The organism is Clostridium chrysemydis (assembly GCF_015234215.1).
GTDB lineage: Bacteria > Bacillota > Clostridia > Clostridiales > Clostridiaceae > Clostridium > Clostridium chrysemydis.
Window position 1 is genome coordinate 629,866 of record NZ_JADEKP010000001.1, and the last position, 26,106, is coordinate 655,971.

Genomic DNA, 26,106 nt, shown 5'->3' on the forward strand with positions numbered 1-26,106 from the left:
TCCTCCTAGAATTCTTAGATATATTATATAGTAATTTTATAAAATTTTAAAGGTTGATTAAAAAATATGCTAGTCTAAAGGTAATTATTAGATTATAATGGATTTATAAAATTAGTTAAATTTGAATTAATATTCTTTTAATAGGGGGTTAACATGGAAGGAAAAGATGAACAATTAAAAGATAAGAAATTAAATAAACGTAAAAATAAAAAGAAAATGTCAACTAAAAAGAAAGTTTTGATTACAATTATTAGTGTTATCCTAGTTATTTTAATTGGGGTATTTGGGTTTTATATGTATGTTAGAAATACTATTTTTAGCGGATCATCAGAAAATGCACCAGAGGTTACTTACGAAGAACAACCTGGAATCACTAATATTTTACTTATAGGAACAGATGCAAGAAAGTTAGACGAAAGAGCGAGAGCAGATTCTATAATTATAGGAACAATAGATAACAACAACAAAAAATTAAAATTAACATCTATAATGAGAGATACTGTAGTTAATGTTCCAGGTCACGGAGAAGAAAAGATAAATGCAAGTTTAGCTATAGGTGGACCAGAATTATTAATGAAGACTATAGAAGAAAACTTTGGGCTTAGCTTAAATAAGTATGTTATGGTTAACTTTAGAGGATTTGAATCCATAATAGATTCATTAGGTGGAATAGATGTAGATGTAAAAGACTACGAAATTAAAGAAATAAATAAATTCATAGGTGAAGGCCTTAAAAAAGATGAGAAGTCTAAACCTATAGAAAAACCAGGAATGCAAAAATTAGATGGTCAACAAGCTTTATCTTATTCTAGAATAAGAAAAGTTGGTAATGGTGATTTTGAAAGAACAGAAAGACAAAGAAGGGTTATTGATATTGTAACTCAAAAGTTAAAAGACGTAAGTGTTTTAAAATATCCTTCTATAATGAATGATTTATTACCTTACATAAAAACAAATATTGAACCTTTAATGATATTAAATTACGCATATACTGTTTCAAAATTCGAAAATTTACATTTTGAACAACTTAGAATACCACCAAGTGAACTTATATCAAAAGATGTAGGAAGTTATAAAAACTTAGGCTGGGTTCTATTAGTAGATAGAGAGCAATGCGGAAAGATAATGAAAGACTTTATATTTAATGATAAAACTCCAAAAAACGAAGATTACGATTTAGAATCTTGGAATTCAAAGTTAAATGAGTATTTATACGGTGCAAATATAAATCCAAATGAAAATACTACAAATAATAGTGATAACGAATCATATAATAATACAAACAATAATACACAAGTAACGCCAAGACCAAATAAGCCGGTAACTCCAAAACCTGAGGTTAAACCAGTAAAACCTGTGAAACCTGAAGTTAAACCAGAAGTTAAACCGGAAGTTAAGCCTGATCCAAAGCCAGAACCACCAAAACCAGAACCACCAAAACCAGAGGAGCCAGTAGTAAAACCAGATCCTCCGACTTCATCTGATGGGGATAAAGAAAGCTCTGGAATTACAGGAGAAGTAGAAAAAGGCGCAGCTTAAAATTTAGGCATTACTTAAAACGAATAGGAGAGTTTAAATGGATTTTATACAAAAAATATTAATCTCAATACCTGGGATTATAATTGCACTAACTGTACACGAATATGCACACGCTTTAGTTGCAGATAAATTAGGAGATAAAACTCCAAGGTTTCAAGGAAGATTAACTTTAAATCCGGGAGCTCACATAGACCCATTTGGATTAATCTGCTTTTTAGTACTTGGAATAGGTTGGGCAAAGCCAGTTCAAGTTAATCCAAATGCATTTAAAGATTATTATAAAGATGACTTAAAGGTTAGTCTTGCAGGTCCTTTATCAAATTTTTTAGTAGCATTAATACTTGGGATAATATATCCTATACTACTTATCTTAGGACTTAAGGGACTACTTACGGGTGGATTATTTGTAGTTTTAAACAAGATGTTTATGTCTGCAATAAGCCTTAATATAATTCTTGGAATATTTAATCTACTACCATTACCTGGACTTGATGGGTTTAGTATTTTAAGAGATTTAAAAATTAAAGGATTTTATGAAATACAAGAAAAGTTATATAGATATCAATTTGTTATTTTAATTGCTGTTATTGTTTTTGCAGGACCGATAATAAGTATACCAACAAACTTTATCTTTAATATAATTTTAAATATTTCATCTACCATATTAAAATTATTACTTATGATATAAAATTAGAGCTTCCCTATTTTAGAGAAGCTCTAATTTTTATACTTTTTCTATTATTAAATCTTTTCTAAATATTTCTTTAAAAGCTCTCTTAGCTCTTGATGCTTGTCGAATTTCTAATTCTAAATCAAGATTAGAAGTAAGTAAAAGTTTTACAGAATCTTCAGTTATTATTACTTCTAAGTTCCTTACAGCACCTTCTAAGCTTCTATCTAAACTTTCAGCAATCTTTAAAATTACACCTAAAGATTCTATCGAAGTTAAATCTATTTTATTTATAATTGATGTAAATGGTGGAAGCGGTAGAGCATAGTCGTTATTTCTATGAGAAGCTGCAACAGCTGCACTCATAAGTAGCTCTTTGTGGTCTAAACCATTTATAGGTGAATTTAAAATAACATAGAAACTATGTTTGTGGTGGTTATAGTAATTTACGCTAATTCCACAATCGTGTAATAATGATGCTGTTTTTAATATTTTACTGTAAGTTTCATCTGTTAATTTATGAAGCGGTAAAAGAGCTTCATAAAGAGTTTTTGAAAGCCAGTAAACATTACCTGCATGGGTTTTATTGATATTTAATGTTTTAGATATTCCAAGAATAGAGTAATTTAAAATATCTTTTTCGTAGTTATAATTTTTAGCTAAGTAATCATACATAATACCTTCTCGAACACCGTTTAAAGATGTTACTATTCTTTGAGTTTTAGTTAGTTTTAAAATACTATCTATGATTATTGCACCACCTACAATAATATCTGCTCTATCTATAGGTAACCCATTTATAGCTTTACGTTGTTTTAAATCTTTAACTTTTAAAATGTTATAAAGTTCGTGAACATCTAAATCGCTAAAAACGTAGTTATGTGCTATATCTAAAGGATATCTCTTTCTTTTTCTATCCATCCTACTTATAACTTGGAAAGTTCCACCGATTCCAACTACTGAATCAAATTTGTTTTCTTTAAGCCAAGGAGAGGATTCTAAAAACTCTTTTATATATTCTTTACAAGAATCTATATCAGATACTTTTATTCTATCTCTTAAATTAAATTCGTTAGTTAAGCTTAAAGAACCTATAGGTAAAGTAGCCTTTTCTTTTATTTCATCATCTTTAACCCATAAAAGATGAGTTGAGGCTCCTTCTATATCTATAATCAGAGAATTTTTTATATATAAACTGTTAGTTACACCAAGGTAAGAAAAATATATTTCCTTATCACTTTTTAAAGGCTGTATATCAATTATAAGTTCATTTTTAATTAAATCTACTAAAACAGAACTATTAGAAACTCTTCTAATAGAATCTGACATAACAGCAATAATTTTTTTAACTCCTGTAATTTCGCACATTGATTTAAAAGATCTTAATGTAGATAAAGCAGAATTCATTTTTTCACTTGAAAGCTCATCTCCATCCATTAAATCAGAATATAATCTTATAGATGTAATAAGTTCATCTATAATTCTAAAATAACCATCATCATCTACTTCACTAAGCATTAGGGTAACAGAATTTGCCCCTATCTCAATAATACCTATTCTATTCATATTTATCTCCTTAATAAAAAAATACATTTACGTGTATTATACACCAAAACTATAATAAAATATATTTGAAAGATGAAAATGAAGGTTAAATAAAAATGAATTTTTAAAGGGGAAATAAATGTACTAAAATTTGTTATTATTATTGACATAACTTAAGTTTATTTTGTATAATAACTTAAAGATAGATTAATTATAAAATTCTATGACGAGGAAAAGTAAAATAATAGATTCTTAAAGCGAGTAGGGAAATGGTGTAAGCCTTATAAGATAAGTTATTTGAAACAGAGCCTTCTGAGAAGCGCCCGAAAAGAGTAGGGATTGCCGCAAGATATATTTTCTTGCGTTACCAAAAAAAGTGGCATGTACTTTATGCAAGTAGAGTGGTACCGCGGATAATTTAGAAATATTTCCGTCTCTTAATTTTTTAAGAGGCGGTTTTTTATATTTTAAGATAGACTAAAGGAGGATACAAAATGGACTATAAAGGACTAATAGCAGAAAGAATTAAAGAAAATGTTGACCTAAACGTTGAAGATATTAAAAAGCTTATTGAAATACCACCAAAATCAGAGATGGGGGATTACGCTTTTCCTTGCTTCCAATTAGCAAAGGTTATGAGAAAAGCTCCAAATATGATATCAGAAGAGATTGCAGGAAAGATAAATAGAGAGGGGTTTGAAGACGTAAAAGCATTTGGACCTTACGTTAACTTTTTTGTAGATAAAGCACATTTTTCAAAAGAAACAATCGAAACTATTCTAAAAGAGGGTAATGATTACGGTAAATCAAAAATAGGAGAAGGTAAAACTGTTTGTGTTGAATATTCTTCACCAAATATAGCAAAACCATTCCACGTAGGGCATTTATTCTCTACTTCAATAGGTAACTCTCTTTATAAACTATTCGAAGAAGAAGGATATAAAGTAGTTGGGTTAAATCACTTAGGTGACTGGGGAACTCAATTTGGTAAACTAATTTCAGCTTATAACAGATGGGTTGACGAAGAAGCTCTAGAAAAGGATCCTATAACAGAACTTTTAAGAATATATGTTAAATTCCACGATGAAGCTGAAAAAGATCCTTCATTAGTAGATGAAGGAAGAATGTATTTTAAAAAATTAGAAGATGGAGATAAAGATGCAACTGCACTTTGGGAAAGATTTAGAGCACTTAGCTTAAAAGAATTCGATAGAGTATATGATGCACTTAATGTTAAATTTGATTCATTAGCTGGAGAAGCTTTCTATAATGACAAAATGCAAGTTATAATAGATGAACTAAAAGAAAAGAATCTTTTAGTTGAAAGTAACGGAGCGCAAGTTGTTATGCTAGATGAATACAACATGCCACCTTGTATAGTTCTTAAAGGAGACGGGGCAACTATTTATGCTACTAGGGATTTAGCTGCAGCTAACTACAGAAAAAACACTTACGACTTCGATAAGTGTGTATACGTAGTAGGTTCACCTCAAGCACTTCACTTTAAACAATTCTTTAAAGTATTAGAACTTGCAGGTAAGGATTGGGCAAAAGATTGTGTTCACGTAGGATTTGGGTTAGTTAAGTTCCCAGATGGTGGAATGTCAACTAGAAAAGGAAAAGTTATTCTTTTAGATGAACTTTTAAGTGAAGCAGTTTCAAAAACGCTTGAAGTTATAAATGAAAAGAATCCAGAACTTGAAAACAAAGAAGAAGTTGCTAAAAAAATAGGATACGGTGCAGTTTTATTCACATACCTTAAAAATTCAAGAGAAAAAGATATAATATTTGATTGGAAAGAAATACTTTCATTTGAAGGGGAAACTGGACCATACGTTCAATATTCATACGCTAGAGGTAATAGTATATTAGAAAAAGCTAAAGGTATTAACTTAGAAAACCCTGATTATTCACTATTAAACTCAAAAGAAGAATTTGAATTAATAAAATCTCTTGAAAGTTTCAAAAAGAATATACACCAAGCTGTAGAAAAATTAGAACCTTCAGTTATTTCAAGATATGTTATAGAAGTAGCTAAAGCATTCAATAAGTTCTACAATGCTCATTCTGTATTAAATCTAGAAGACGAAAACCTTAAAAAAGCTAGATTAAGTCTTGTTAAAGCAAGTTTACAAGTTATCAAAAATGGTTTAGGACTACTAGGTATAGAAGTAGTTGAAAAAATGTAATTTAAGAAGCCTTAATTGGCTTCTTTTTTTATCTGAAGGAAAGTATAAAAATTAAAAAATTAGTCAATTATTTAAGAAATAAGGACAATTGCTAAAAATATGTTAAATATAAAAACTTAAGCATTTATTAAAGTCCTTAACAATTTAATATGGTATAATCAATTAGATAATAAAACTAAATAAGATAAGGGGGAGGTTAAAGTGCGTTTAGGACTAGATAGAAACATTAAGATAAAAGACATAATCTTACTAGTGCTTGTAGTATTTATTGGGTATGAAGTATTTGTAAACCACTCAAAGATATTAGATTTTATTGGTAAGTTTTTTAGTGTGATTATGCCTTTTATATATGCATTTGTATTTGCATATGTCTTAAATCCAATAATGAAATTATTCCAAAAGAGATTAAGACTAAAAAGAGGGTTAGCAGTATTATTAACTTATGTTTTAGTTACAGGAATTATTGTACTTGTAGGAGTTTATGTAGTTCCAGTTGTTATAGATAGTATAATTTCAATAACTACAGAAGTTCCAAAATATATAACTACTGTTCAAGGGTGGATAAATTCAGCTCTTCAAGATGATAAAATGTATACTATTTTAAAAGATGCTGGAGTTTTAAATATAATTACAAACATTTCTACAAAAGCTGGAACAATTTTTATATCTCTATTAGAAGGTCTAGCAGGATCACTTCTTAGCATTACTGCTGATATAGTTATGATAGGTTTTGGATTCCTTTGTTCAATATACGTTTTAGCTGATAAAGATAACTTAATTAAACAAGTTAAAATAATGATGACAATGGTATTTAAAAAAGAAAAGACTAGAAACATACTTGGAGTTTTAAGAACTTACAACCAGATGATAGGTTTATATATAGGTAGTAAGGCTTTAGATTCACTAATAATAGGAATAATATCTTTAGTTGGGCTTATAATATTTAAAGTTCCATATGCTATTTTACTTGCAATAATAGTAGGATTTACAAATATGATTCCATACTTTGGACCTTTTGTTGGGATGGTAGTTTGTGCTACTGTTTCAGTATTTGTATCTCCGATGCTTGCAATAATAGTATTTGTATTTTTACTTGCAGTTCAACAATTCGACGCATGGTTTTTAGAGCCAAAGATAGTAGGAAGCAGAGTTGGTATTTCACCATTTTTAATTATTCTTGGTGTAACAATTGGAGGAGGATTCTTTGGAGCTATCGGAATGCTTCTAGCATCGCCTACAGTTGCAACTATTAAAGTTTACTATGATAAGTTAATACTTTTCTTTAAAAGCAGATATAACGATATAGACGAATATCTAGGTGATGAAAATATTAAAGAGTTAAATGAATACGTAAAAAAAGATAAAACAGAAGAAGATTCTAAAGAATAAAAAATAAGATGTGGCTTTAAGCCACATCTTATTTTTTTCTTGAAGGACAATTCTTATGGCAAGTGCCACAGTTACATTCCCCTTTAGATGATTTTTTAATATTTTTATATATTATATATGCAGCTATAACTACAATTACGGCTGTTATTAAGATTTCCATAAAGTCATCTCCTTTACACTATACAATTAAGTTTGCAACGTGATAGAAAATAAATGAAACAATCCAAGCTACTACAAATAGGTAAGTGCAAGAGAAAAGAGTCATCTTTGTTCCATATTCTTTTTTCATTGTACCTACAGCTGAGATACAAGGAATATATAGTAATATAAATATTAAGAATGAGTATGCTGAAATTGCTGTAAAGAATTGAGGTAAAAGTACGTTTAAATCACCTCTAAATATTATTTCCATTGTAGAAATAACTGTTTCTTTTGCAAGTAAACCTGATAGTAATGATACAGCAGATTGCCAGTTTCCAAACCCTAGTGGTGAGAAAATTGGTGCAATTAAAGATCCGATTTGTGCAAGTATACTATCATTTATATTTTCAACCATTCCGTTTAAGTTAAAGTTTGATAAAAACCAAATAACTACACTCATTGCAAATATTATAGTTCCAGCTTTCTTTAAAAATCCTTTAGCTTTATCAAATGTTTGTTTAGCTATAGATTTTAATTGAGGAAGCTTGTAGTTTGGTAATTCTATTATAAAAGGTTCTTCATCTTTTTTAAAGATAGTACTTTTAAATAGTATTCCAAGTAAAAAAGCAACTACAATTCCTAAAAGGTAAAGTGAAGCAACAATTAGTCCTTGATTCTTTTGAAAGAATATTGATGCAAATAAAGCGTAGACTGGAAGTCTTGCGTTACATGACATTAAAGGAACTAAAAGTGCTGTAAGTTTTCTATCTTTTTCACTTTCTAAAGTTCTAGCTGACATAATAGCTGGAACAGTACAACCAAAACCTACAATCATAGGAATAAATGCTTTACCTGAAAGTCCCATCTTTCTCATTAGTTTATCCATTAAGAAAGCAACTCTTGCCATATAACCACTATCTTCTAAGAAAGTTATACATATAAATAATGCAAGAATAATAGGAAGTAATACAATTATTCCACCAACACCACCTACGATACCATCAACTATTAATGATTGGAACCAAGGTGAAGTACTAGCTAAAGCACTTGTAAGCCACGGCATAAATGATTCGTTAAGCAAAAGGTCTAGTTTATCTGAAATAGGCTGTCCAACCCAAGAAAAAGTAAACTGGAACATAAGCACCATAATTAAAATAAAAAGTGGATAAGCTAAAATTGGATTTAACAAAATTTTATCTAATTTTTGAGTTAATGTTTTTGAATCTGAATCATTTTTAAGTACACATTTGTTTACCACTTTTTCAATGTATGTATAAGCTTCTTTTTCAGTTTTAAAATCAAAATCTAAAGAATTAGTAGGTTTATTAAAAGAATTATTTTTGATAATTTCTTTTAAAGCACCTAATCCCTTTTTCTTAGAAGCAGAAATAGGAATAACAGTTACATCTAATTCTTTTGAAAGTTTATCGTAATCTATTTTGTGACCTCTAGATTCAACTACATCAATCATATTAATAGCAAGAATTATTGGCTTGTTATATTTTTTTAGTTGAGTAGTTAAATAAAGGTTTCTATCTAAATTTGATCCATCTACTATATTTAAGATAAGATCTACTTCGTCATTTTCTAAAAAGTTTTTAGCTACTTTCTCTTCATTAGAAAAGGTGTCCATAGCGTAAATACCAGGAAGATCTACAATAGAGTTACCGTCAAAGTAACCTTCTTTTTTTTCAACAGTAACACCAGGCCAGTTACCTACGTATTGCTTAGAACCTGTAAGTTCGTTAAATAAAGTAGTTTTACCAACGTTTGGGTTACCTAAAAGTGCAATTTTAATCATTCGTTTAATTCCTCCTTATGCACTTAAGATAATATTTTCTGCATCTTTTTTTCTTATAGCTAAATCAAAGCCTCTAAAGTTGATTATTATAGGGTCTCCAAGAGGAGCTATAGTTTTCATTTCAACTTCAGTTCCTTCTATGCAACCAAGAGCAAAAAGTCTCTTAGTTAATTTATTATTACCTTCTATTTTCTCTATTATACCTGACTCGCCAGGTCTTAATCCGTTTAAGTTCATCACATACACCTCACAATGAAAATCAATATCATAACATTATTATAATACTCTAGTGAAGGTAAAAGGTCAATGGGTAATTCCTATTTTTGCAAATGAAATATTATTAATAATTATTCATATTACTTTTGCAAATTGGAAGAAATTAAGTATAATATTAAGAAAGGATATAGCTAAGGAGGAAATAATGATGAAAAAGAACATAGCTGCATTTTTCGATATAGATGGAACTATCTATAGAGAAGGATTAATTACAGAAGTATTTAAAAAGATGATTAAATATGAATTAATAGAACCAGAAAAATGGTATAATGAAGTAAGACCAGATTTTTTAAAGTGGGATAAAAGGCAAGGGGATTACGATGATTACCTTTTAAAAATGGTAGATATATATGTAGATGCTATTAAAGGCTTTAAAAAAGATCAAATGGAGTTTATAGCAAAAAAAGTTATAGAGCAAAAAGGTGACAGAGTATATACCTTTACTAGAGATAGAATAAGATGGCACAAATCACAAGGGCATATAGTTATTGCAGTTTCAGGTTCTCCTTTAGAACTCGTTAGCGAAATGGCAAACAAATACGACTTTGATGATTATAAAGGTGCAGTTTACACTTTAGATGAAGAAGGAAACTACACAGGAGACGTTATTCCTATGTGGGATAGTGAAAGTAAGCAAAAAGCTATAAACGAACTTACAAAAAAATATAACATAGATTTAAAAAATAGCTACGCGTATGGTGATACAGCGGGTGATTATACAATGCTTTGTAACGTACAAAATCCTTATTGTATGAATCCAACTAGAGAACTATTAAAAAATGTTATGAATGATGAAAAATTAAAATCAAGAATAAATGTTATAGTTGAAAGAAAAGACGTGACATATAAATTAAATGTAGATGAAATTCAAATAGTTGAGTAGAAAAGAGTGGTGCTGTGATTATAAAAGAGGACATTATTAATGTAGAAAGAGGAATTAAAGAAAAGTTTTTAGAAACGAATAGTAATTTAATGCCTGAAGATATAATATTTTTTGATTTAGAACATTATGTTTACAAAAAGCCAAAATGCATTGGTGTATTTGGGGCATGTGTATTTAATGAAGAAGATAATACCTTAACATCTACTCAATATATGATCGAAAATAAAAAAGAAATAAAAGATATATTAATTTTAGCATTAAGATATTTTGAAGATATGAAAGAAAAAGGGAAAAAGGGAATATCTAGTTTTTCAGGTAATAATGATTTCACAGTTATTAACTACTTATTTAAAAAGTACTCAATTGAATATGATTTCAATGAAAATTTTGAATCAGTTGATTTACAAAAATATTACGAAAAATATATGAAGACTTCTATAGGGCTAAAAAAATTAGAAAAGATTTTTGGTATCGAAAGAGAAGGGGAAGTTATTAGTGGTTCAAATTTAGCTAAGACTTTCCATAAGGTTTTAAAAGATAGCGATTATATAAAAAGAATGCCAGAAGGTAAAATTCAAAAAATTCTTTTATATAACGAACAAGATGTAGTGAATCTATACTATATATTTACTACTTGGAATGAATATATAAAAGAAGAAACAGAAGTTTTAGATGAAGAAACAGAGGAAATAGAAGAAGCAGAAGAAATAGAAGTCTTAGATGAAGAAATAGAAGAAGTTTAATTTAATAATAAATACTTAAAAAAGCAAATTCTAGATTTAGAATTTGTTTTTTTTTAGTTATTTCATTTTAATTTCATATTGAAGATTTATTATAATGGTAATAAGAGGAAAGGGGAAAGGGAATGGGGATTTATTCATTTACTCGAAATATTTTTAATTCCGAAAAAAAAGAAAATAATTTGTTTACAGGAGTAATTATTATAATTAGTATCTGCTTATTTAATATTATAAATATGATATATAATTATAATATCTATCCAAAATCAGGATATGTAGAGAGGTATGTTCCTGCAAGTTATTATTATCCTGAAACAATTGCAAAATTATCATTAGAATATGTAATGCGTGAAAATGTTTTAATTCTTTTAATTTTTGCAACAGTTGTAATCGTATTATGTAATTATATCTTTATTAAAAAGAAATCTAAATCATTAGCTTTTTTAATTTATAGTGGAGGAAGTTTTGTTGATGCACTTAGATTTTTGCTTTACACAAATCTAAGAAGTTGTTTTGGAGGTGCTTTAGTTGGGTGCTTCATAGGATTTTTAATTTCTCCAATATTTAATAAAGTTATATATATGATAATGGGAGTAAATTCATCTATATTTTTCTTCGATTTAGAAGTTATAACAGTAAGCATAGTGTATTGTGCATTGCAACTTATAATAGTTAGTTTTTTAGATATTGGTTATGTTTATAGAAATGATATTATGGGGCTTTTAAAAGGAGAAGAGGAAAGAAGATTAGATGATAAAAGAATTATAAAAGTTCCAGTTTTTTTAGTATTAATTTTAATTAGTTTACCCTTGATATTTGCTTTTACAAATCCTACATTTAAAGGTGCTGACGGGTTATTATATCTTCTAACCATAATAAGTATAATATCAATTTTGGGGCTTAATTATATAAAAGAAGATCTTTTAAACTTATTAAAAAAGACAGGTTATTTATATAAGAGAAAAAGAATGATTTATTGGTCTAACGGTTTATCTAATGTAAAAGAGGTTAATTTATTTATAATACTTTTTGTTACATCAATAGTAATACTTCTTAAAGCAGGTATGGAAATCTATAACTTTACTGGTATGAAAGAAAATATAATTATAGTAATTACTTTAATGAGCTTTATTATATGCACAGGTATTGTATATAGATGTATACTAAACTTTTCAAATGTTTATAGTCGTGCAAAAAAACTAGATCTTTTAGGGTTTACAAAAGATGAAGTTTTAGAGATAGTTAAAAAAGAAATGTTAATAGTATTTGGATTTTTATTTGGTATTCCTATGATAATAATTTTAGGTAATATAATAGTTTATAGTCTTTGTAAGATATCAGAAGTTTCTTACGGGATATTACTTTTAGGGGTATTATTAATTCCTATAACAATATCCTTTATTATAGTTATGAATTATACAAAAATAAAAATAGAGAAAGATTTATATAAAAGTAATAAAGAAGATTTAAAAAAGGAAGAGTTAGACTTAAGGGGGGAAGTAAATTATGGAGAGAATAATTAGATTAGAGAATGTATATAAGGTTTATGGAGAATATAAAAATAAATACGAGGCACTTTCTGATATTAACTTAGATATAAATTACGGAGAATTTGTAGGAGTTATGGGTCCTTCAGGGTCTGGAAAATCAACGTTTTTAAATATAATATCTACAATCGATAAGGCTACTAAAGGAAAACTTTATTTGAAAAATAAAAATGTGAAAAATATGGCAAATTACGAAATAAGTGAATTTAGAAAAGATAATATAGGGTTTATTTTTCAAGATTGCAATCTTTTAGAGACTTTAACTAATGAAGAAAATATAATGGCTCCTTTAATAATAAATGGAAAAGATAAGGATGAATCTATAAACAAAGTAAATAGTTTAAGTAAGAAACTTGGAATAGAAGATATATTAAAAAAATATCCTTCTGAATGTTCCGGAGGCCAAAGACAGAGGGTAGCTATAGCTAGAGCCCTAAGTAATGAACCAGAGATAATTTTTGCTGACGAACCTACAGGGGCATTAGATTCTAAAAAGTCTATTGAGATATTAGATATTTTAAAAAAGTTAAATTTAGAAGAGGGGATAACGGTAGTTATGGTAACGCATGACCAACTTATGGGAAGTTACTGTGATAAGGTTGTTTTAATTAGAGATGGTGAAATTGATAATATTTTAGTTAGAGAATATAAAGAAGGTGAAACTCAATTAGAATTTTATAAAAAAGTTATGAGTGAAACTTCTAAAGAGGCAGAAGATTTATTTAAAGAAGTTATAGGGTAAAATTTTGGTCATGCTATTTTTAGCATGGCCTAATTAAATTTGGGGGAAGAAATGAAGCTAAGTGTTAAAAGTAAAATAATATTATATTCTGTTATATGTACTCTAATATCATTATTTTTAGGGAATATTTTAATATTTAATTTATTAACTAAATTAGATAAAGAGATAGATGCTTATAAAAAAATAGTTATGATTTTAGTGATTTATTCTATTTTTATTATAATATCAAATATAAGCATATCTTTATTTTTATCAAGTGTATTATATAAAAAGATATCAGGAGTAAATAAATACATAGATTCAATTTTTAAGGGAGAAGATTATAAATACAGTGAAAGTGTAGTTAGGGATGAATTTACCATACTTACTGAAAAGATAGATAAACTTCACGAAGATTACGATTGTAACTTAAGAACTTTAGAAAAAGAGAAAACATATAAAAGGCAGCTAATGCTTAGTTTATCTCATGAAATTAAAACACCTATTGGAGGGCTTAATGGAATTTTAGAAGGGATGCTTGATTTAGTTTACCCCTATACTGATAGAGATAAATACATAAGAGAGTGTAGGAAACTATCAGAAAGGTTAAGTCAAATTTCAAATGAAATGCTAGATGTAACTAAGATGGATTGTAAAATTAAAGGCAGAGAAGAGATTAATATTAAGTTGCTTATAGAGGAAATATCTTATGGGTTTGAAGAATTTATTTATAATAAGAACTTGATATTAAACTTAGATATAGACGAAAGATTAACTATTTTTACTGATAGGAGATTATTTAAGAGGGCTTTAGTTAATATAATTGAAAACTCATTTAAGTATGCTAGTTGCAATTCGAAGGTGAAAATATATTCAAAGGGATTTACGTTACACTTTTATAACGAGTGTGACGTATTAACAAAAGAGGATTTAAATTTTTTATTTAAGCCTTTATACAGGGGGTCTAATAAAAAGGATGCTACAGGACGAGGAATAGGCCTTTATGTAGTACAAGAATGTTTAGAAGCTATAGGATTTAAATATTATTTTAATAACTATAAAGATGGGGTTATATTTAAATTAAACTTAAAGGGGGAATATACTTGGGATTAAATATATTTGTTTTAGAAGATGATAAAAATTTAAATAAAATAATAGAGAGTTATTTGATTTATAATGGATTTAGTGTAACTACTTGCTTTGATGGAGAAGATGCAATAAATAAAATTTATGAAAAAGAATATGATCTTTATATTATAGATATAATGATTCCAAAGGGCAACGGGTTAGATATTTTAAAAGAAATTAGAGTAATTTCTAGTAATCCAGCACTTATAATTACAGCATTAGATAGTGAGGAAATTGAGATAAAAGCTTTTAAAAATGGAACTGATGATTATATAACTAAGCCATTTTCACCAAACAAGCTTTTAATTAGGATAGAAGCAATTTTAAGAAGGGCAAACAAATTAAATAAAGAAATTATAAATTATAAAGAGTATAGTTTAGATTTAGAAAAATGCATAGTGAAATTTAATGAAGAAAACTTAAATCTACTTAAAAAGGAATTTGAAATATTTAAGATTTTAATATTAAATAAAGGAAATATATTGAGCCGTGAAAAAATTTTAGATAAAGTTTGGGGCTATGATTATTTTGGAACAGATAGGATAGTAGATGCACAAATTAAAAACTTGAGAAAAAAACTAAAAAGTGATGTAGTTAAGACGATTAAAGGAAGAGGTTATTTAATAGAATAAAAGTACAAGCTAGGCTTGTACTTTTATTATTTTTCTTTAACTATATCAGTTCCATTACTAATTAATACAATATTTCCATCTTTATCAGTTCTATAAACTTTACTTTTAACTTTTGAAAGTTTATCTAAAGTTTCTTTATTTGGATGTCCGTATTTATTGTTTGTACCACAAGATATTATAGTAACTGACGGGTCAACCTTTTGTAAAAACTTCTCTGAAGAAGATGTTTTTGAGCCGTGGTGGCCAGACTTTAATACATCAGAACTTATATTATAGCCTTTACTTAAAACATAGTCTTCAACAGGGGTTTCAGCATCTCCTGTAAATAAAAATGAGTTCTTACCATATGTAATTTTCATAATAGGTGAGTAGTTATTTAAATCTTTATCTTTGAAATCCTCTTTAGGAGAAAAAACTTCTACCTTTGTGTTTTTACCAAGGTCTATGTTGTTTGTATTTTCATTTAAAACATTTATTTTTAGGTTTTTAGATTTTAGAGCTTTAATCATATCTTCAAAAGTTTTAGTAGTTGCTGTAACTTTTGGAGCATAAAACTCACCAATTTCGAAGTTTTTAATAACTTCATCCATATTTCCTATATGATCTTCGTGAGGATGGGTTGCTATAACATAATCTAATTTTTTGATTTTTAAACTATTTAAATAGTTTATTAAATCTTTTTCGTTTGTTCTAGATCCAGAATCTATTAGCATGTTTTTACCATTTACTTGGATTAATTCACTATCCCCTTGTGAAACATCTATATAATGTACTTTCATTTCGGTTTTTATATTACTAGAAGTGTTAGTGTTTGCTTCTTTAGAAGTATTACAAGATACTAAAAACGTTAATGAAAAAACTACAAATATAGAAATTAATAATTTGAATTTTTTATTCATATATTCCTCCCTTTAAGTATAAGTCTAGACTGTTTTATTATACCATTATATAATAGTGTAGTTAGATAAAAAATATTTTTATAAATGGTATGTAATTTTAGAGGTGATAAATTAATGAAGATTTTTAAATATATAAAGTATGGACTTTATATGATAGGGTTAAGAATTAAAGGAATAAAATTTAATCATATACTTAAAAAGTATGGTGAAGACGAAGCTTTTAAGTATGGAGATGATGTATTTATTAAATGGTGTAATTTTACTATAAATACTGTTGGGATGGATATACAAATTAAAGGTGAAGAGAATATACCTAAAGAGACTTGTGTATTTATAGGTAATCATCAAAGTATTTTAGATATACCGGTTTTAAGATATGCTTGCAAAAAAGACTTAGGGTTTATTGCAAAAAAAGAAGTGTTAAAGGTACCTATCCTAGGTTTTTGGGTAAAGAGTATGAATTGTGTTCCCCTTGATAGAACTAACCCTCGTGATGCTGTAAAAGTAATCACTAAAGGGGTTGAATATTTAAAAAGAGGATATAATATGGCTATATTCCCAGAAGGTACAAGATCAAAAGATGGAGAAATCCATGAGTTTAAAAAAGGAAGCATGAAACTTGCTACAAAGGCAAAGGTTAAAATAGTGCCAGTTTCAATTGATGGTACTTCAAAATGTTTTGAAGATAATAGATCATTTATACCTGGAAAAGTAACTATAGTATTTGGCAAGGCTATAGATACAGCATCTTTAACAAAAGAAGAGGAAAAAAATCTAACAGAAGAATTAGAAAAGATAGTAAAAGAAAATAGAATAAAAGTTTAAAATTAAAACTTAGCAAAAATTGCTAAGTTTTTTTCTTTTTAATATAAAACATTTTTTGATAAATGAATACAGTAATTTACATAAAAAGTTTAAACTGTAAACGAAACTCACGCGGAAAAATGTAGACATATGTATTTTGTATATAGACTGTTTAGTAAAAATGAAAAAAATATATTTCCTAAATTGCATTTCCTATGCTATAATAACCGTAAAAGATGAAAAAAAGCAAATAAATGCAATTTTTAAATATAAAAAATTTCAAAAAGGGGTTAGTTAAATGAGAAAAGAATTTTCAATAAGCAATGATAAAGTATTAATCAATTTTACTTCAAAATACTGTGTTACTTTCGAGGGACTAATAGAAAGTGAAGGTTTTAGACGTGTGCTTGAACTTTATTTAAAAAAGATTAAAGAAAGGAAAACTTTAAGCTTTAGATATTTAAATAAGTCATTAAAAACAGATGATGTAATTTCACTTAGAAAGAAACTTAATAAGGTAATAAAATACTTAACAGTTATGGACGTACAAGAAATTATAGAAGATAGAGATGATTTTGAAGAATTATTATCTAATAAAGATGAGTTTATAGGAATGATAGAAGAACTTTATTTACTTTGGAGAAGACTTGAAAGATATGCTGTTATTCATGGGGGAAAAGTTGATAATGGGTTAGCGCAAGTTAATTTTACAGAGGCAAATGATGGGTTATCAAAATTAATATTAAGATTATATAGAAAAGTAGAAAAGAATGTTTTAGGGGTTCAGCCAAAGGTATTTAGACAAATACCAGTAGGAGGAAACTCTTGTATTATGATAAATAAACTTTTATGGCCTATTCCAAGAGGGTATGAAGTTTTAGAAGAGATTCCATTTATAGATAGCATTTTACTTGAAACTCCTTTTATAACTTATCCTAAGAGGAATACTAGAAAAGGTATGTTTAGTGAAACTAAGGAAAATCCTTTAAAATATGCAAATATAAATAAAGACCATTGGTTCTGTTATCCAGCTAAAGTTGGAGAATCATTAGCTTATATTTATTTCCACAGAGACTTTATGGAACATGGAATTACTCTTTGTAACCTTTTTGAAATGGCGAGAAAAGAAGAGTGCAGAGGAACAAAACCTGATATAGTTTATGTATATGGTGCAAAAGAGGATGGGGAAGAACTTCATACAGTATTTTATGATGATTTAGATAATGATATAATGGTAGGCTATGTTAGTCATTCAGAAGATGTAGATTATTTCGGATACTTAAAGAAAATGACGTTAACTCTTCACAACCTTAAAATGATGAAGAAAAAATGCCTTCCAATACACGGTGCTATGGTTAATATAACTTTAAAAGATGGTAAAACTGCAAATGTTGTAATAATGGGTGATAGTGGTGCTGGAAAGTCAGAGAGTTTAGAAGCTTTTAGAACTTTAAGCGAAGAGCATATTTCAGATATGACTATACTATTTGATGATATGGGAACATTTAAAATTGAAAATGGTGATATTATAGGATACGGAACCGAAATTGGTGCATTTGTAAGGCTAGATGATTTAGATCAAGGGTATGCATTTAAAGAGATGGATAGAAGTATCTTTATGAATCCAGATAAAATAAATGCAAGACTTGTAGTCCCTATAACTCCATATAAAGAAGTGGTAAAAGGGTATAAAGTAGATCTTTTCTATTATGCAAATAACTACACTTCTGTAAAAGAGGGAGAATCAGCTATAAATTACTTTAAAAATCCTAAAGAAGCAATAGATGTATTTAGATCTGGAGCTAGAATGGCAAAAGGAACTACATCGGAAAAAGGATTAGTTGAATCTTATTTTGCAAACCCATTTGGACCTGCTCAAAAACAAGAAGAATGCGATGTGTTATTAGATGAATTCTTCAATACGATGTTTAATGGAAAAGTAAAAGTTGGAGAAATCAAAACTTGTCTTGGGGTAGATGGAGAAGAAAAAGATGGGCCAAAACATGCTGCTTTAGATTTATTTACAGAAATTAAAAAATTATAGAATTTTAAAAGGTAGGGTATAACTAGAGATAAGTTATCACCTATCTTTTTTTATCCTTTAATAAAATTTTATTAAATTAGTTCATAAAATTTATAAATAATAAACAAATTTAAAGTTTAGAATTTAGAATTTATCAAAATTATTTATCAAAAGTAAAGTATAATTTAAATTTGAGTGCAATTAAAAAAGAAATTCAAATTGCTTGTTAAAAAAATGTAAACCTGTTGCCAATTCTGAAAATAGGTGGTATAATTTAGTTGTAAAATTCAATAGGGCAAAATCAGAGAAATCTGATGACGCAAAGCTATAGGAGCTAAGGCCTTTTAGGCTATGCTAGCCAGTTGCCAAAGAGTATAGTTACTTTTTGTTATAAGATAATAGGAAACGATTATGTTACCTTTTTATACTTACGTTATTATGACTACTCTTTAGAGTAGTTTTTTAGTGTTCGATATGTCCGAGTTGAATACTAAAAAAAATTAACCCCCAAAGATTAGATTATATTTTAAATTGAAGAAGCCTTAATTTATTTATAATTCTAATCAGCAAATGTTACTTGGACCGTCCAATTCAAGTAATATACCCCTTTACAAAATATAATAGGCTATTTTACGAAAATAGCGAAAGAACCTGTGCCCCACACAGGTTCTTTTTTTTATGTTTTTTACAAATGCTATAAAAAATCATTTAAAATTAAATTGCAGTTGATAATAGTAATCATTTATGATAATATAATTTAAGAAGAGGGGGGGTCTCTATGTTAAAAAAAGTATTACTGTTTATTAAAGAAAATGGAATTTTTTCAGATAAAGGAATTTCAGAAGGTTTAAATTTAAGCTTAGATCTTGTAAAAGAGCTAAAGGCGCAATTAATTAGAATGGGATATTTAGAAAAGGATATAGAAGAGAAATGTAAATGTTCTTGTGCTGGATGCTCAAAAGGATGTAGTGGTTCTATCAAAAACTTTACGACTTGGAAAATTACAAATAAGGGATTATCTCTTATAAAATAAGGAGGTTAAATAAATGAAAAATATCAGTGAATTAGAAATAGGTAAATCAGTTAGGGTTAAAGGTTTAGATAATAATAGCGCAGTAAAAAGAAAGCTTATGGATATGGGAATAACTTTAGGTGCAGAGATAAAAGTTACAGGTAAAGCACCTCTTGGCGATCCAATTGAACTTAGCGTTAGAGGGTATAAACTTACTTTGAGAAAAAAAGAAGCAGAGGCAATTCTTATTTAAGGAGATGAAATAATGGTACCTATGGCGTTTGTAAATTCAGGAAAGAATATGAATGTAAAAAGAATAATGATAGTTGGAGACATGGGGAAAAAGATCAGGGAAATGGGATTTGTTGAAGACAATCTTATTCAAATGATAAAAAATGATGGTATGTCTATAATTGTTGGAATAAATGGTAGTAGACTTGCTTTAGATAAAAATATGGCTAGAAAAATTATAGTCGACGAAATTTAGGGGGTAAAAAATGATTAAAATAGCATTGGCAGGTAATCCAAACTGCGGTAAAAGTAGTTTATTTAATATATTAACAAAGGCAAGGCAGCATATAGGGAACTGGCCTGGTGTAACTGTAGAAAAAAAGGAAGGTATACTTAAACATAAGGATAAAGAGTATAGAGTAATTGACTTACCTGGAACTTATAGTTTAGGAGCATATTCAGAAGATGAGATAGTTGCAAGAGATTATCTTATAAAAGATAAACCAGATGTAGTTATAAACGTTTTAGATTCAACTAATTTAGAGAGAAACCTTTATTTAACTACACAACTTATTGAAGCTGGAGCTGAGGTTGTACTTGCATTAAACATGATAGATCTTGCAAGAAATAAAAATATTAAAATTAATGCTAAAGAACTTAGTAAAAGACTTAATGTTCCTGTAGTTGAAATTTCAGCTTTAAGAAAAGAAGGTATAGATAATTTAATAAACGAATCTATAAACATAAGAGGAAATGCAAAAAAAGTAAAGTATGATGAAGAAATTGAAAGTGGAATAAAAGAATTAGAGGAATTTATAAATCTTCAAAATAAAAATCTTAAATATCCAAGCAAGTGGCTTGCTATAAAGCTACTTGAAAATGATAAATTTGTATCTGATTATTTAGAAAAGCATAATATGAGAAATATTATAGAAATGAAAAATAAAGTAGAAGAAAAAATCACAAATACTTTAGGTTTTGAACCTGAGATGGCTATTGTAGATGGTAGATACAACTTTATCAGCGAGATAACAGATGGGCTTATTAAAAAACCAAGTGAAGAAAAAGAATCTTTTTCAGATAAGTTAGATAAGGTTTTAACTAATAGGATTTTAGGAATTCCAATATTTTTAGGAGTTATGTATCTTTTATATAGCATAACATTTTGGATAGGAGCATCACTTCAAGATATGGCAGATGGAGCTATCGGTTCACTTGGAGAAACTGTGGGAGCCTTTTTAACTAGTATAAATACACCAGACTTTTTAGTAGGGCTTGTAACTGATGGTATATTTGCAGGCGTTGGTGCTGTTATTAGCTTTGTTCCTTTAATTATGGTTATGTACTTCTTAATAGGCGTTTTAGAAGATTCAGGATATATGGCTAGAGGTGCTTATGTTATGGATAGGGTTATGAGAGCTTTAGGGCTTCACGGAAAAACTTTCGTATCTATGATAATAAGTGGAGGATGTAACGTTCCTGGTATTATGTCAACTAGAACTCTTGAAAGTAAAAAAGATAGAATGATTGCAATTTTAATTAATCCATTCGTATCTTGTGGGGCAAGGCTTCCTATCTATGCGGTATTTATAGATGCATTTTTCCAAACACATTCAGCACTTATATTATTAACTCTTTATACTTTAGGAATTATAGTAGCACTTATAGTTGGCAAAATATTAAGCAAAACTTTATTTAAAGGGGAAACTTCATATTTTGTTATGGAACTTCCAAGTTATAAGATTCCTTCGTTTAAAAATGTTTTAATTCTTACTTGGGAAAAAGGTGCAGGATTTGTAAAAAAAGCAGGTACAATAATTTTGCCTGCGATGATAGTGCTTTGGGTTTTATCAGTTCTTCCTTATGGGGTAGAGCAATACAGTGCAGATTCAATTTTAGGTAAGATAGGATCATTTATTGCACCTATATTTGTTATAGCAGGGTTTGGAACTTGGCAAGCAGCTGTTGCTTTATTTACAGGAGTTATAGCAAAAGAGGCTGTGGTCGGTACTTTAGGAATGCTTTATGCAGGAATAGAAGAAGGAGCTGGTCTTACAAGTGCTATAGGAATGCATTTTACACCTCTTTCAGCTATGTCGTTTATGATAATGACATTATTATATACTCCTTGCCTTGCAGCACTAGGAGCAGTTAAAAGAGAAACAAATTCAACGAAGTGGACTATCTTTGTTGCAGTTATGACATTTTTAATCGCATTAGTAGTATCTACTATAGTTTATAGAGTAGGATTACTTTTAGGATTTAATTAAATAAAAAAATAAAGGGTTTGCAAATTTTTTGCAAGCCCTTTATTTTGTATATAATCTTTTGAATTTTTCTACATTAAAGAATTTGAAATTCTTTTTTTCTTTAAGTTGATTTAATAAAGTTATTAGAAAATCAATAAAGAAATATCCACAAGCAATTATTGCTAGGATTGTTATTGTTGTATCATCAAAATTATGAATAAAATCTATTATAATCGGATTAACTATTTTTATTATAAATACTGACGCTAAACCCCATCCTAGTGAGAAATGGAAGCATATACGTCCGTTTAAATTAAAAGGATCGTCAGTGTAGTCCCACCACTTATCATTAAAGAACTTTTCTAATATATAGCTTGTTACATATTCTATAAGTGATGTTAGAATAGTTGCAACTATAAAAAGAACTATTAAATTATCAGTAAAGTTTCTTAATGAAAGTACAAGTGTTAAAACACAAACTCCATAAATAGGACAAAACGGTCCATGTAAAAAACCTCTATTTATAAATTTCTTTAGTTTAAAACGTTGATAAGTGACTTCAACTATCCAACCTAAAAATGAATACAATGTAAAAGCTAAAATTAATATACTAACGTTCATGAATTTCCTCCAGTTATCATTTTATAATCTAATTATATCTACATAACCTTAAGGAAAACTTAAAATTAACTTTAAATTATAATAAATAAACCTTAAATTTACCTAAACATGTATTCTGTTAAAGAAAGAGATTGAGTAAAGTCCTGAAATTCCGACTAAAATATAAACTATGTTACTTAAAATAGTTCCTACTCCAAAAAGTAATGATACAAGATTTAAATTAAATAAACCAATAAGTCCCCAGTTAACTGCGCCAATGATTACTAATAATAATGCTATTTTGTCTATTACTCTCATAAAAAACACTCCTTATATTAAAATACTAAAGTTAGTATTAACAAATATAAGGAGTATTATTCATTAATTATAAAGATACGTTTCTATCTATAGGCTGTGCAAGAGATATGAATGTATCTGTTCTTTGAATACCATTTATAGTATTTATTTTATTCATTAATATATCTTGTAAGTCTGCGATGTTTTGACATACAACTTTTGCGAAAATAGAATAATCGCCTGTAGTTATATGAAGTTCAACTACTTCTTTAATTGCTTTCATTTCATCAAATACAGAATTGAATGATGAAGTCTTGTCTACATAGATACCAACGAAACAACAAACATCATAACCTAGTTTAGGTAAGTTTAATATTATTCTTGTTCCTTTAATTATTCCCATATCTTCCATCTTTTTCATTCTCACGTGAATAGTACCACCACTAACATGGCATATTCTTGCAATCTCTAAATATGGAGTTCTACAATCTTTAATTAATATATCTAATATTTGAAGATCTAAATCATCTAACTGTAAATTTGTATGTAAAGCCATATAATCACCTCTTTGTTATTATGAAAATTACTTTTATCTTTTTAATCGTACGGTTATTTAACATATACTATTCTAACAAAATAAAACTTCTATTAAAAGGTATATAAGAAGAATGTTTAAAATATTAAAGGAATATTATCATTTTCATAATTATGGGGAAAAATTACAGTATATTAATATCTTTTTACTTAGACTCTTGAAAAGATTACAAAATTAAATTAATATTAAGTATATAAACGTTTAGGAGGGAAAGACGTATGGGATTTTTATTCTCAATATTATATTTTGTAATAATGTTTGCAGTTATTTTAGGAATATTCTTTTTATGTAAAAAATATGTATTCCCTAAAGTAAGTATAAACAAATGGATTCTTCTTGGAATTTCAGTTGTACTATTATTAGTTCAAATGTTTGGAGTTATACAAGCTACTTGGTGGAACCTTGTTTCTACACCAATTATAGTTTTAGCATTTTTATGGTTTATGGATATCCAACAAACTGGTGGTCCTAAAAAGCAAGATAAGAAAATTGTTATAAAGCCAAAGGCTAAACCAAACAGAGCAAAACATATACATGATAATGATAAGTAATTAAAATAAAGCAAGAGATTAGATCTTGCTTTATTTTTTTATAAAAATCGGTGAACTTATAGAAATCTTATCATCTTCTTGAAATACTTTTATTAAAAACCAGTTTTCCTTTTCTTTAATTTTGTGAGAATATAAATACTTGATTTTGTGAAGGTTTAAATTATCTATAGTTCTTATTATTTCTCCTCCTGTAGAGATTATTTGTATTTTAATAATCTTTATAAATTTATCTTCACAAAGTATCCTAAAAGATAAATCTTCATCTTTTAATTCTATAATATCCCCCATAAAGTTATCATTTATAGTAAATAATAGCTTTAATGATTTAGACTCGGAAGAAAAAGTTCGTCTATTTTTAAGGGCTAAAAGTATTTTTTCTTTATTTAATTTAGACGAAATTATACCAGTTATATTTTCGGATTCTTTTTTTACAAAGAATTGACTATTCACAGCACCTATCTTATATCCCTTATCTAAAAGTGAGAAGTAATGTTTTTCCCGCCTGAAATATTTTGGCTTGTTTCCAAAGCATACATTAAAAGAACAAATTAAGTTATCAAATACACTATTATAAGGTACAAATTCAATATCTTTCGTTGGGTTTGTTATTATTAGTTGAGTATCTGGATTGTTAGCAAGCCATAAAAGTAAGAGATTATAATTATTTATTATACCTGTAAAGTAAGAATTAGAATTAAGAACTGCAAAATCCCCATAAGGCAAAGAATGTGATGAAAAGCCAGGTAGGGCTAAAAAGTTATCTTTCTTTTTAATGTATCTTTTAGTTGTGTCATTTAAAATATACCATTTACTTCTTTTATGTTTACTATATTTAATTTCTTCTATTAAATTATTATTTAGGTCAGTTAAAAAGATAAAATCTAAATCACTATAGTAAGCTAAATTTAAAGTTTCTATAGGGGGATTTGTTCCTATAGATAGAGCTGTATTTATATTTGGTAAACCATAATAAAAGTTTAAATTATCTAAATTAAATATTGAATTTGAAAATTCATTATTACTTGTCATAACTAGTCCTTTAAAATTACTTATAGTTATATATACAATAACTCTTTAAAATAATGACAATTAATTAGTTAGATGTTAAAATAGGAATAGTATTTTAAAGGGAAGTGAAAAGATGATAAAAAACTTTAAAGATAAAAGCCCTAAAATTAAAGAATCTGTATATATCTCTGAAAATGTTGATATTATAGGAGAGGTATTAATTAAAGAGGATTCTAACATTTGGTTTGGTACGAGAATTAGAGCGGATATTAATAAGATTCATATAGGAAAAAGAACAAACATTCAAGAAAATTCTGTAGTTCATGTTGACTTTGACTTTGAAACTATAATAGGAGACGATGTAACTATAGGTCATGGAGCTATTATTCATGGGTGCGTAATTGAAGATAATGTACTTATAGGTATGGGTTCAATAATTCAAAATGGTGCAAAAATTTCAAAAAATTCAATAGTTGGTGCTGGAAGCTTAGTAACCCAAAATAAAGTATTCGAAGAGGGAATGCTTATTTTAGGAAATCCAGCTAAAGCTATAAGAAAATTAAGTGAAGAAGAAATTAAGAGCATCGAAGTTTCTGCAAAAAATTATGCAAAACTTAGTAAAGAATATATTTAATG

The 26,106-nt window shown here is 27.8% G+C and carries 27 protein-coding genes, 1 riboswitch and 1 other annotated feature; of the genes, 18 read left to right on the forward strand and 9 right to left on the reverse strand.

Annotated features, from left to right (window positions below; genetic code table 11):
* The first annotated feature begins 153 nt into the window (after positions 1-153).
* Together INR60_RS03120 and INR60_RS03125 are read left to right on the forward strand one after the other, a co-directional pair.
* Complete coding sequence (locus tag INR60_RS03120; RefSeq protein ID WP_194190013.1) at positions 154-1,539, forward strand: LCP family protein; 1,386 nt, start codon at positions 154-156, stop codon at positions 1,537-1,539.
* A 37-nt stretch (positions 1,540-1,576) separates the two neighbouring features.
* Entirely contained in the window at positions 1,577-2,227 is a 651-nt protein-coding gene (locus INR60_RS03125; RefSeq protein WP_194190014.1) for a site-2 protease family protein, read from the forward strand.
* A 36-nt stretch (positions 2,228-2,263) separates the two neighbouring features.
* Here the strand turns inward: INR60_RS03125 and INR60_RS03130 are convergent, their stop codons facing one another.
* On the reverse strand, positions 2,264-3,775 hold the full coding sequence (locus INR60_RS03130) for a Ppx/GppA phosphatase family protein (RefSeq protein ID WP_194190015.1): 1,512 nt from the start codon (positions 3,773-3,775) through the stop codon (positions 2,264-2,266).
* A gap of 193 nt (positions 3,776-3,968) precedes the next feature.
* Positions 3,969-4,195 (forward strand) — a binding site (T-box leader).
* A gap of 53 nt (positions 4,196-4,248) precedes the next feature.
* Between INR60_RS03130 and argS the strand changes: the two genes are divergently transcribed.
* On the forward strand, positions 4,249-5,943 hold the full coding sequence (gene argS, locus INR60_RS03135; RefSeq protein ID WP_194190016.1) for an arginine--tRNA ligase: 1,695 nt from the start codon (positions 4,249-4,251) through the stop codon (positions 5,941-5,943).
* A 201-nt stretch (positions 5,944-6,144) separates the two neighbouring features.
* Entirely contained in the window at positions 6,145-7,332 is a 1,188-nt protein-coding gene (locus INR60_RS03140) for an AI-2E family transporter (protein ID WP_194190017.1), read from the forward strand.
* Between the two features lie 28 nt (positions 7,333-7,360).
* Here INR60_RS03140 and INR60_RS03145 read toward each other — a convergent pair whose 3' ends face one another.
* From INR60_RS03145 to INR60_RS03155, 3 genes are read right to left on the reverse strand one after another with little or no spacing between them, the layout of a single operon-like run.
* Complete coding sequence (locus INR60_RS03145; RefSeq protein ID WP_194190018.1) at positions 7,361-7,492, reverse strand: FeoB-associated Cys-rich membrane protein; 132 nt, start codon at positions 7,490-7,492, stop codon at positions 7,361-7,363.
* A gap of 18 nt (positions 7,493-7,510) precedes the next feature.
* On the reverse strand, positions 7,511-9,274 hold the full coding sequence (gene feoB / locus INR60_RS03150) for a ferrous iron transport protein B (RefSeq protein WP_194190019.1): 1,764 nt from the start codon (positions 9,272-9,274) through the stop codon (positions 7,511-7,513).
* 15 nt (positions 9,275-9,289) lie between these two features.
* Positions 9,290-9,511, reverse strand: a complete 222-nt coding sequence (locus INR60_RS03155) for a FeoA family protein (protein ID WP_194190020.1) — start codon at positions 9,509-9,511, stop codon at positions 9,290-9,292.
* Between the two features lie 184 nt (positions 9,512-9,695).
* Here INR60_RS03155 and INR60_RS03160 point away from each other — a divergent pair, with 184 nt between their 5' ends.
* The 6 genes from INR60_RS03160 (at position 9,696) to INR60_RS03185 (ending at position 15,201) form a co-directional block, all read left to right on the forward strand.
* Positions 9,696-10,433 carry an HAD-IB family hydrolase gene (locus INR60_RS03160; protein WP_194190021.1) on the forward strand — a complete coding sequence of 246 codons (738 nt, stop codon included), beginning with the start codon at positions 9,696-9,698 and terminating at the stop codon, positions 10,431-10,433.
* 14 nt (positions 10,434-10,447) lie between these two features.
* Positions 10,448-11,176, forward strand: a complete 729-nt coding sequence (locus INR60_RS03165) for a ribonuclease H-like domain-containing protein (protein ID WP_338014999.1) — start codon at positions 10,448-10,450, stop codon at positions 11,174-11,176.
* Positions 11,177-11,298: 122 nt separating this feature from the next.
* On the forward strand, positions 11,299-12,696 hold the full coding sequence (locus INR60_RS03170) for a hypothetical protein (RefSeq protein ID WP_194190022.1): 1,398 nt from the start codon (positions 11,299-11,301) through the stop codon (positions 12,694-12,696).
* Positions 12,680-13,462 (forward strand): ABC transporter ATP-binding protein, encoded by a 783-nt coding sequence (locus INR60_RS03175; protein WP_194190023.1) that lies wholly within the window; start codon positions 12,680-12,682, stop codon positions 13,460-13,462. The genes INR60_RS03170 and INR60_RS03175 overlap by 17 nt, the downstream gene beginning before the upstream one ends.
* Before the next feature lie 51 nt (positions 13,463-13,513).
* Positions 13,514-14,554 carry a sensor histidine kinase gene (locus INR60_RS03180; RefSeq protein ID WP_194190024.1) on the forward strand — a complete coding sequence of 347 codons (1,041 nt, stop codon included), beginning with the start codon at positions 13,514-13,516 and terminating at the stop codon, positions 14,552-14,554.
* Positions 14,545-15,201 carry a response regulator transcription factor gene (locus INR60_RS03185; RefSeq protein WP_194190025.1) on the forward strand — a complete coding sequence of 219 codons (657 nt, stop codon included), beginning with the start codon at positions 14,545-14,547 and terminating at the stop codon, positions 15,199-15,201. Before INR60_RS03180 ends, INR60_RS03185 begins: the two co-directional genes overlap by 10 nt.
* Positions 15,202-15,227: 26 nt before the next feature.
* Here the strand turns inward: INR60_RS03185 and INR60_RS03190 are convergent, their stop codons facing one another.
* On the reverse strand, positions 15,228-16,100 hold the full coding sequence (locus INR60_RS03190) for a ComEC/Rec2 family competence protein (protein ID WP_194190026.1): 873 nt from the start codon (positions 16,098-16,100) through the stop codon (positions 15,228-15,230).
* A 114-nt stretch (positions 16,101-16,214) separates the two neighbouring features.
* Here INR60_RS03190 and INR60_RS03195 point away from each other — a divergent pair, with 114 nt between their 5' ends.
* From INR60_RS03195 to feoB (INR60_RS03220), 6 genes are all read left to right on the forward strand, one after another.
* A complete protein-coding gene (locus INR60_RS03195) occupies positions 16,215-16,925 on the forward strand; it encodes a lysophospholipid acyltransferase family protein (protein WP_194190027.1) in 711 nt (236 codons plus the stop codon).
* A 277-nt stretch (positions 16,926-17,202) separates the two neighbouring features.
* Positions 17,203-18,948 carry a phosphoenolpyruvate carboxykinase (ATP) gene (locus INR60_RS03200; RefSeq protein WP_194190028.1) on the forward strand — a complete coding sequence of 582 codons (1,746 nt, stop codon included), beginning with the start codon at positions 17,203-17,205 and terminating at the stop codon, positions 18,946-18,948.
* 263 nt (positions 18,949-19,211) lie between these two features.
* Positions 19,212-19,297: riboswitch (cyclic di-GMP riboswitch) on the forward strand.
* 408 nt (positions 19,298-19,705) lie between these two features.
* Positions 19,706-19,960: a FeoC-like transcriptional regulator gene (locus INR60_RS03205; RefSeq protein WP_194190029.1), complete on the forward strand. Its 255-nt coding sequence runs from the start codon at positions 19,706-19,708 to the stop codon at positions 19,958-19,960.
* Positions 19,961-19,973: 13 nt separating this feature from the next.
* Positions 19,974-20,192: a FeoA family protein gene (locus INR60_RS03210; RefSeq protein ID WP_194190030.1), complete on the forward strand. Its 219-nt coding sequence runs from the start codon at positions 19,974-19,976 to the stop codon at positions 20,190-20,192.
* 12 nt (positions 20,193-20,204) lie between these two features.
* Positions 20,205-20,426 carry a FeoA family protein gene (locus tag INR60_RS03215; protein ID WP_194190031.1) on the forward strand — a complete coding sequence of 74 codons (222 nt, stop codon included), beginning with the start codon at positions 20,205-20,207 and terminating at the stop codon, positions 20,424-20,426.
* Between the two features lie 10 nt (positions 20,427-20,436).
* Positions 20,437-22,440 (forward strand): ferrous iron transport protein B, encoded by a 2,004-nt coding sequence (feoB, locus tag INR60_RS03220; protein ID WP_194190032.1) that lies wholly within the window; start codon positions 20,437-20,439, stop codon positions 22,438-22,440.
* 39 nt (positions 22,441-22,479) lie between these two features.
* On the opposite strand, the gene INR60_RS03225 is transcribed toward feoB (INR60_RS03220), so the two are convergent.
* The 3 genes from INR60_RS03225 to INR60_RS03235 form a co-directional block, all read right to left on the reverse strand.
* A complete protein-coding gene (locus INR60_RS03225) occupies positions 22,480-23,040 on the reverse strand; it encodes a putative ABC transporter permease (protein WP_194190033.1) in 561 nt (186 codons plus the stop codon).
* Between the two features lie 102 nt (positions 23,041-23,142).
* The gene (locus INR60_RS03230; protein WP_194190034.1) at positions 23,143-23,337 is read right to left on the reverse strand and encodes a DUF378 domain-containing protein; all 195 of its coding nucleotides are present in this window, start codon (positions 23,335-23,337) and stop codon (positions 23,143-23,145) included.
* 67 nt (positions 23,338-23,404) lie between these two features.
* Positions 23,405-23,872: an Lrp/AsnC ligand binding domain-containing protein gene (locus INR60_RS03235; protein WP_194190035.1), complete on the reverse strand. Its 468-nt coding sequence runs from the start codon at positions 23,870-23,872 to the stop codon at positions 23,405-23,407.
* A 257-nt stretch (positions 23,873-24,129) separates the two neighbouring features.
* Between INR60_RS03235 and INR60_RS03240 the strand changes: the two genes are divergently transcribed.
* A complete protein-coding gene (locus INR60_RS03240) occupies positions 24,130-24,462 on the forward strand; it encodes a hypothetical protein (RefSeq protein WP_194190036.1) in 333 nt (110 codons plus the stop codon).
* A gap of 30 nt (positions 24,463-24,492) precedes the next feature.
* Here INR60_RS03240 and INR60_RS03245 read toward each other — a convergent pair whose 3' ends face one another.
* Positions 24,493-25,491 (reverse strand): histidinol phosphatase, encoded by a 999-nt coding sequence (locus INR60_RS03245; protein ID WP_194190037.1) that lies wholly within the window; start codon positions 25,489-25,491, stop codon positions 24,493-24,495.
* 112 nt (positions 25,492-25,603) lie between these two features.
* Between INR60_RS03245 and INR60_RS03250 the strand changes: the two genes are divergently transcribed.
* Positions 25,604-26,104 (forward strand): gamma carbonic anhydrase family protein, encoded by a 501-nt coding sequence (locus tag INR60_RS03250; protein WP_194190038.1) that lies wholly within the window; start codon positions 25,604-25,606, stop codon positions 26,102-26,104.
* The last annotated feature ends 2 nt before the right edge of the window (positions 26,105-26,106 follow it).

Excerpts from the sequence above, each read along its gene's own strand:
- INR60_RS03245 (WP_194190037.1), bottom strand. The coding sequence starts at position 25,491 with ATGACAAGTAATAATGAATTTTCAAATTCAATATTTAATTTAGATAAT.
- INR60_RS03170 (WP_194190022.1), top strand. The coding sequence starts at position 11,299 with ATGGGGATTTATTCATTTACTCGAAATATTTTTAATTCCGAAAAAAAA.
- INR60_RS03225 (WP_194190033.1), bottom strand. The coding sequence starts at position 23,040 with ATGAACGTTAGTATATTAATTTTAGCTTTTACATTGTATTCATTTTTA.
- feoB (WP_194190032.1), top strand. The coding sequence starts at position 20,437 with ATGATTAAAATAGCATTGGCAGGTAATCCAAACTGCGGTAAAAGTAGT.
- INR60_RS03205 (WP_194190029.1), top strand. The coding sequence starts at position 19,706 with ATGTTAAAAAAAGTATTACTGTTTATTAAAGAAAATGGAATTTTTTCA.
- INR60_RS03120 (WP_194190013.1), top strand. The coding sequence starts at position 154 with ATGGAAGGAAAAGATGAACAATTAAAAGATAAGAAATTAAATAAACGT.
- INR60_RS03240 (WP_194190036.1), top strand. The coding sequence starts at position 24,130 with ATGGGATTTTTATTCTCAATATTATATTTTGTAATAATGTTTGCAGTT.
- INR60_RS03235 (WP_194190035.1), bottom strand. The coding sequence starts at position 23,872 with ATGGCTTTACATACAAATTTACAGTTAGATGATTTAGATCTTCAAATA.
- argS (WP_194190016.1), top strand. The coding sequence starts at position 4,249 with ATGGACTATAAAGGACTAATAGCAGAAAGAATTAAAGAAAATGTTGAC.
- INR60_RS03210 (WP_194190030.1), top strand. The coding sequence starts at position 19,974 with ATGAAAAATATCAGTGAATTAGAAATAGGTAAATCAGTTAGGGTTAAA.
- INR60_RS03195 (WP_194190027.1), top strand. The coding sequence starts at position 16,215 with ATGAAGATTTTTAAATATATAAAGTATGGACTTTATATGATAGGGTTA.
- INR60_RS03125 (WP_194190014.1), top strand. The coding sequence starts at position 1,577 with ATGGATTTTATACAAAAAATATTAATCTCAATACCTGGGATTATAATT.
- INR60_RS03180 (WP_194190024.1), top strand. The coding sequence starts at position 13,514 with ATGAAGCTAAGTGTTAAAAGTAAAATAATATTATATTCTGTTATATGT.
- INR60_RS03215 (WP_194190031.1), top strand. The coding sequence starts at position 20,205 with ATGGTACCTATGGCGTTTGTAAATTCAGGAAAGAATATGAATGTAAAA.
- INR60_RS03190 (WP_194190026.1), bottom strand. The coding sequence starts at position 16,100 with ATGAATAAAAAATTCAAATTATTAATTTCTATATTTGTAGTTTTTTCA.
- feoB (WP_194190019.1), bottom strand. The coding sequence starts at position 9,274 with ATGATTAAAATTGCACTTTTAGGTAACCCAAACGTTGGTAAAACTACT.
- INR60_RS03145 (WP_194190018.1), bottom strand. The coding sequence starts at position 7,492 with ATGGAAATCTTAATAACAGCCGTAATTGTAGTTATAGCTGCATATATA.
- INR60_RS03175 (WP_194190023.1), top strand. The coding sequence starts at position 12,680 with ATGGAGAGAATAATTAGATTAGAGAATGTATATAAGGTTTATGGAGAA.
- INR60_RS03130 (WP_194190015.1), bottom strand. The coding sequence starts at position 3,775 with ATGAATAGAATAGGTATTATTGAGATAGGGGCAAATTCTGTTACCCTA.
- INR60_RS03250 (WP_194190038.1), top strand. The coding sequence starts at position 25,604 with ATGATAAAAAACTTTAAAGATAAAAGCCCTAAAATTAAAGAATCTGTA.
- INR60_RS03200 (WP_194190028.1), top strand. The coding sequence starts at position 17,203 with ATGAGAAAAGAATTTTCAATAAGCAATGATAAAGTATTAATCAATTTT.
- INR60_RS03155 (WP_194190020.1), bottom strand. The coding sequence starts at position 9,511 with ATGAACTTAAACGGATTAAGACCTGGCGAGTCAGGTATAATAGAGAAA.
- INR60_RS03160 (WP_194190021.1), top strand. The coding sequence starts at position 9,696 with ATGATGAAAAAGAACATAGCTGCATTTTTCGATATAGATGGAACTATC.
- INR60_RS03230 (WP_194190034.1), bottom strand. The coding sequence starts at position 23,337 with ATGAGAGTAATAGACAAAATAGCATTATTATTAGTAATCATTGGCGCA.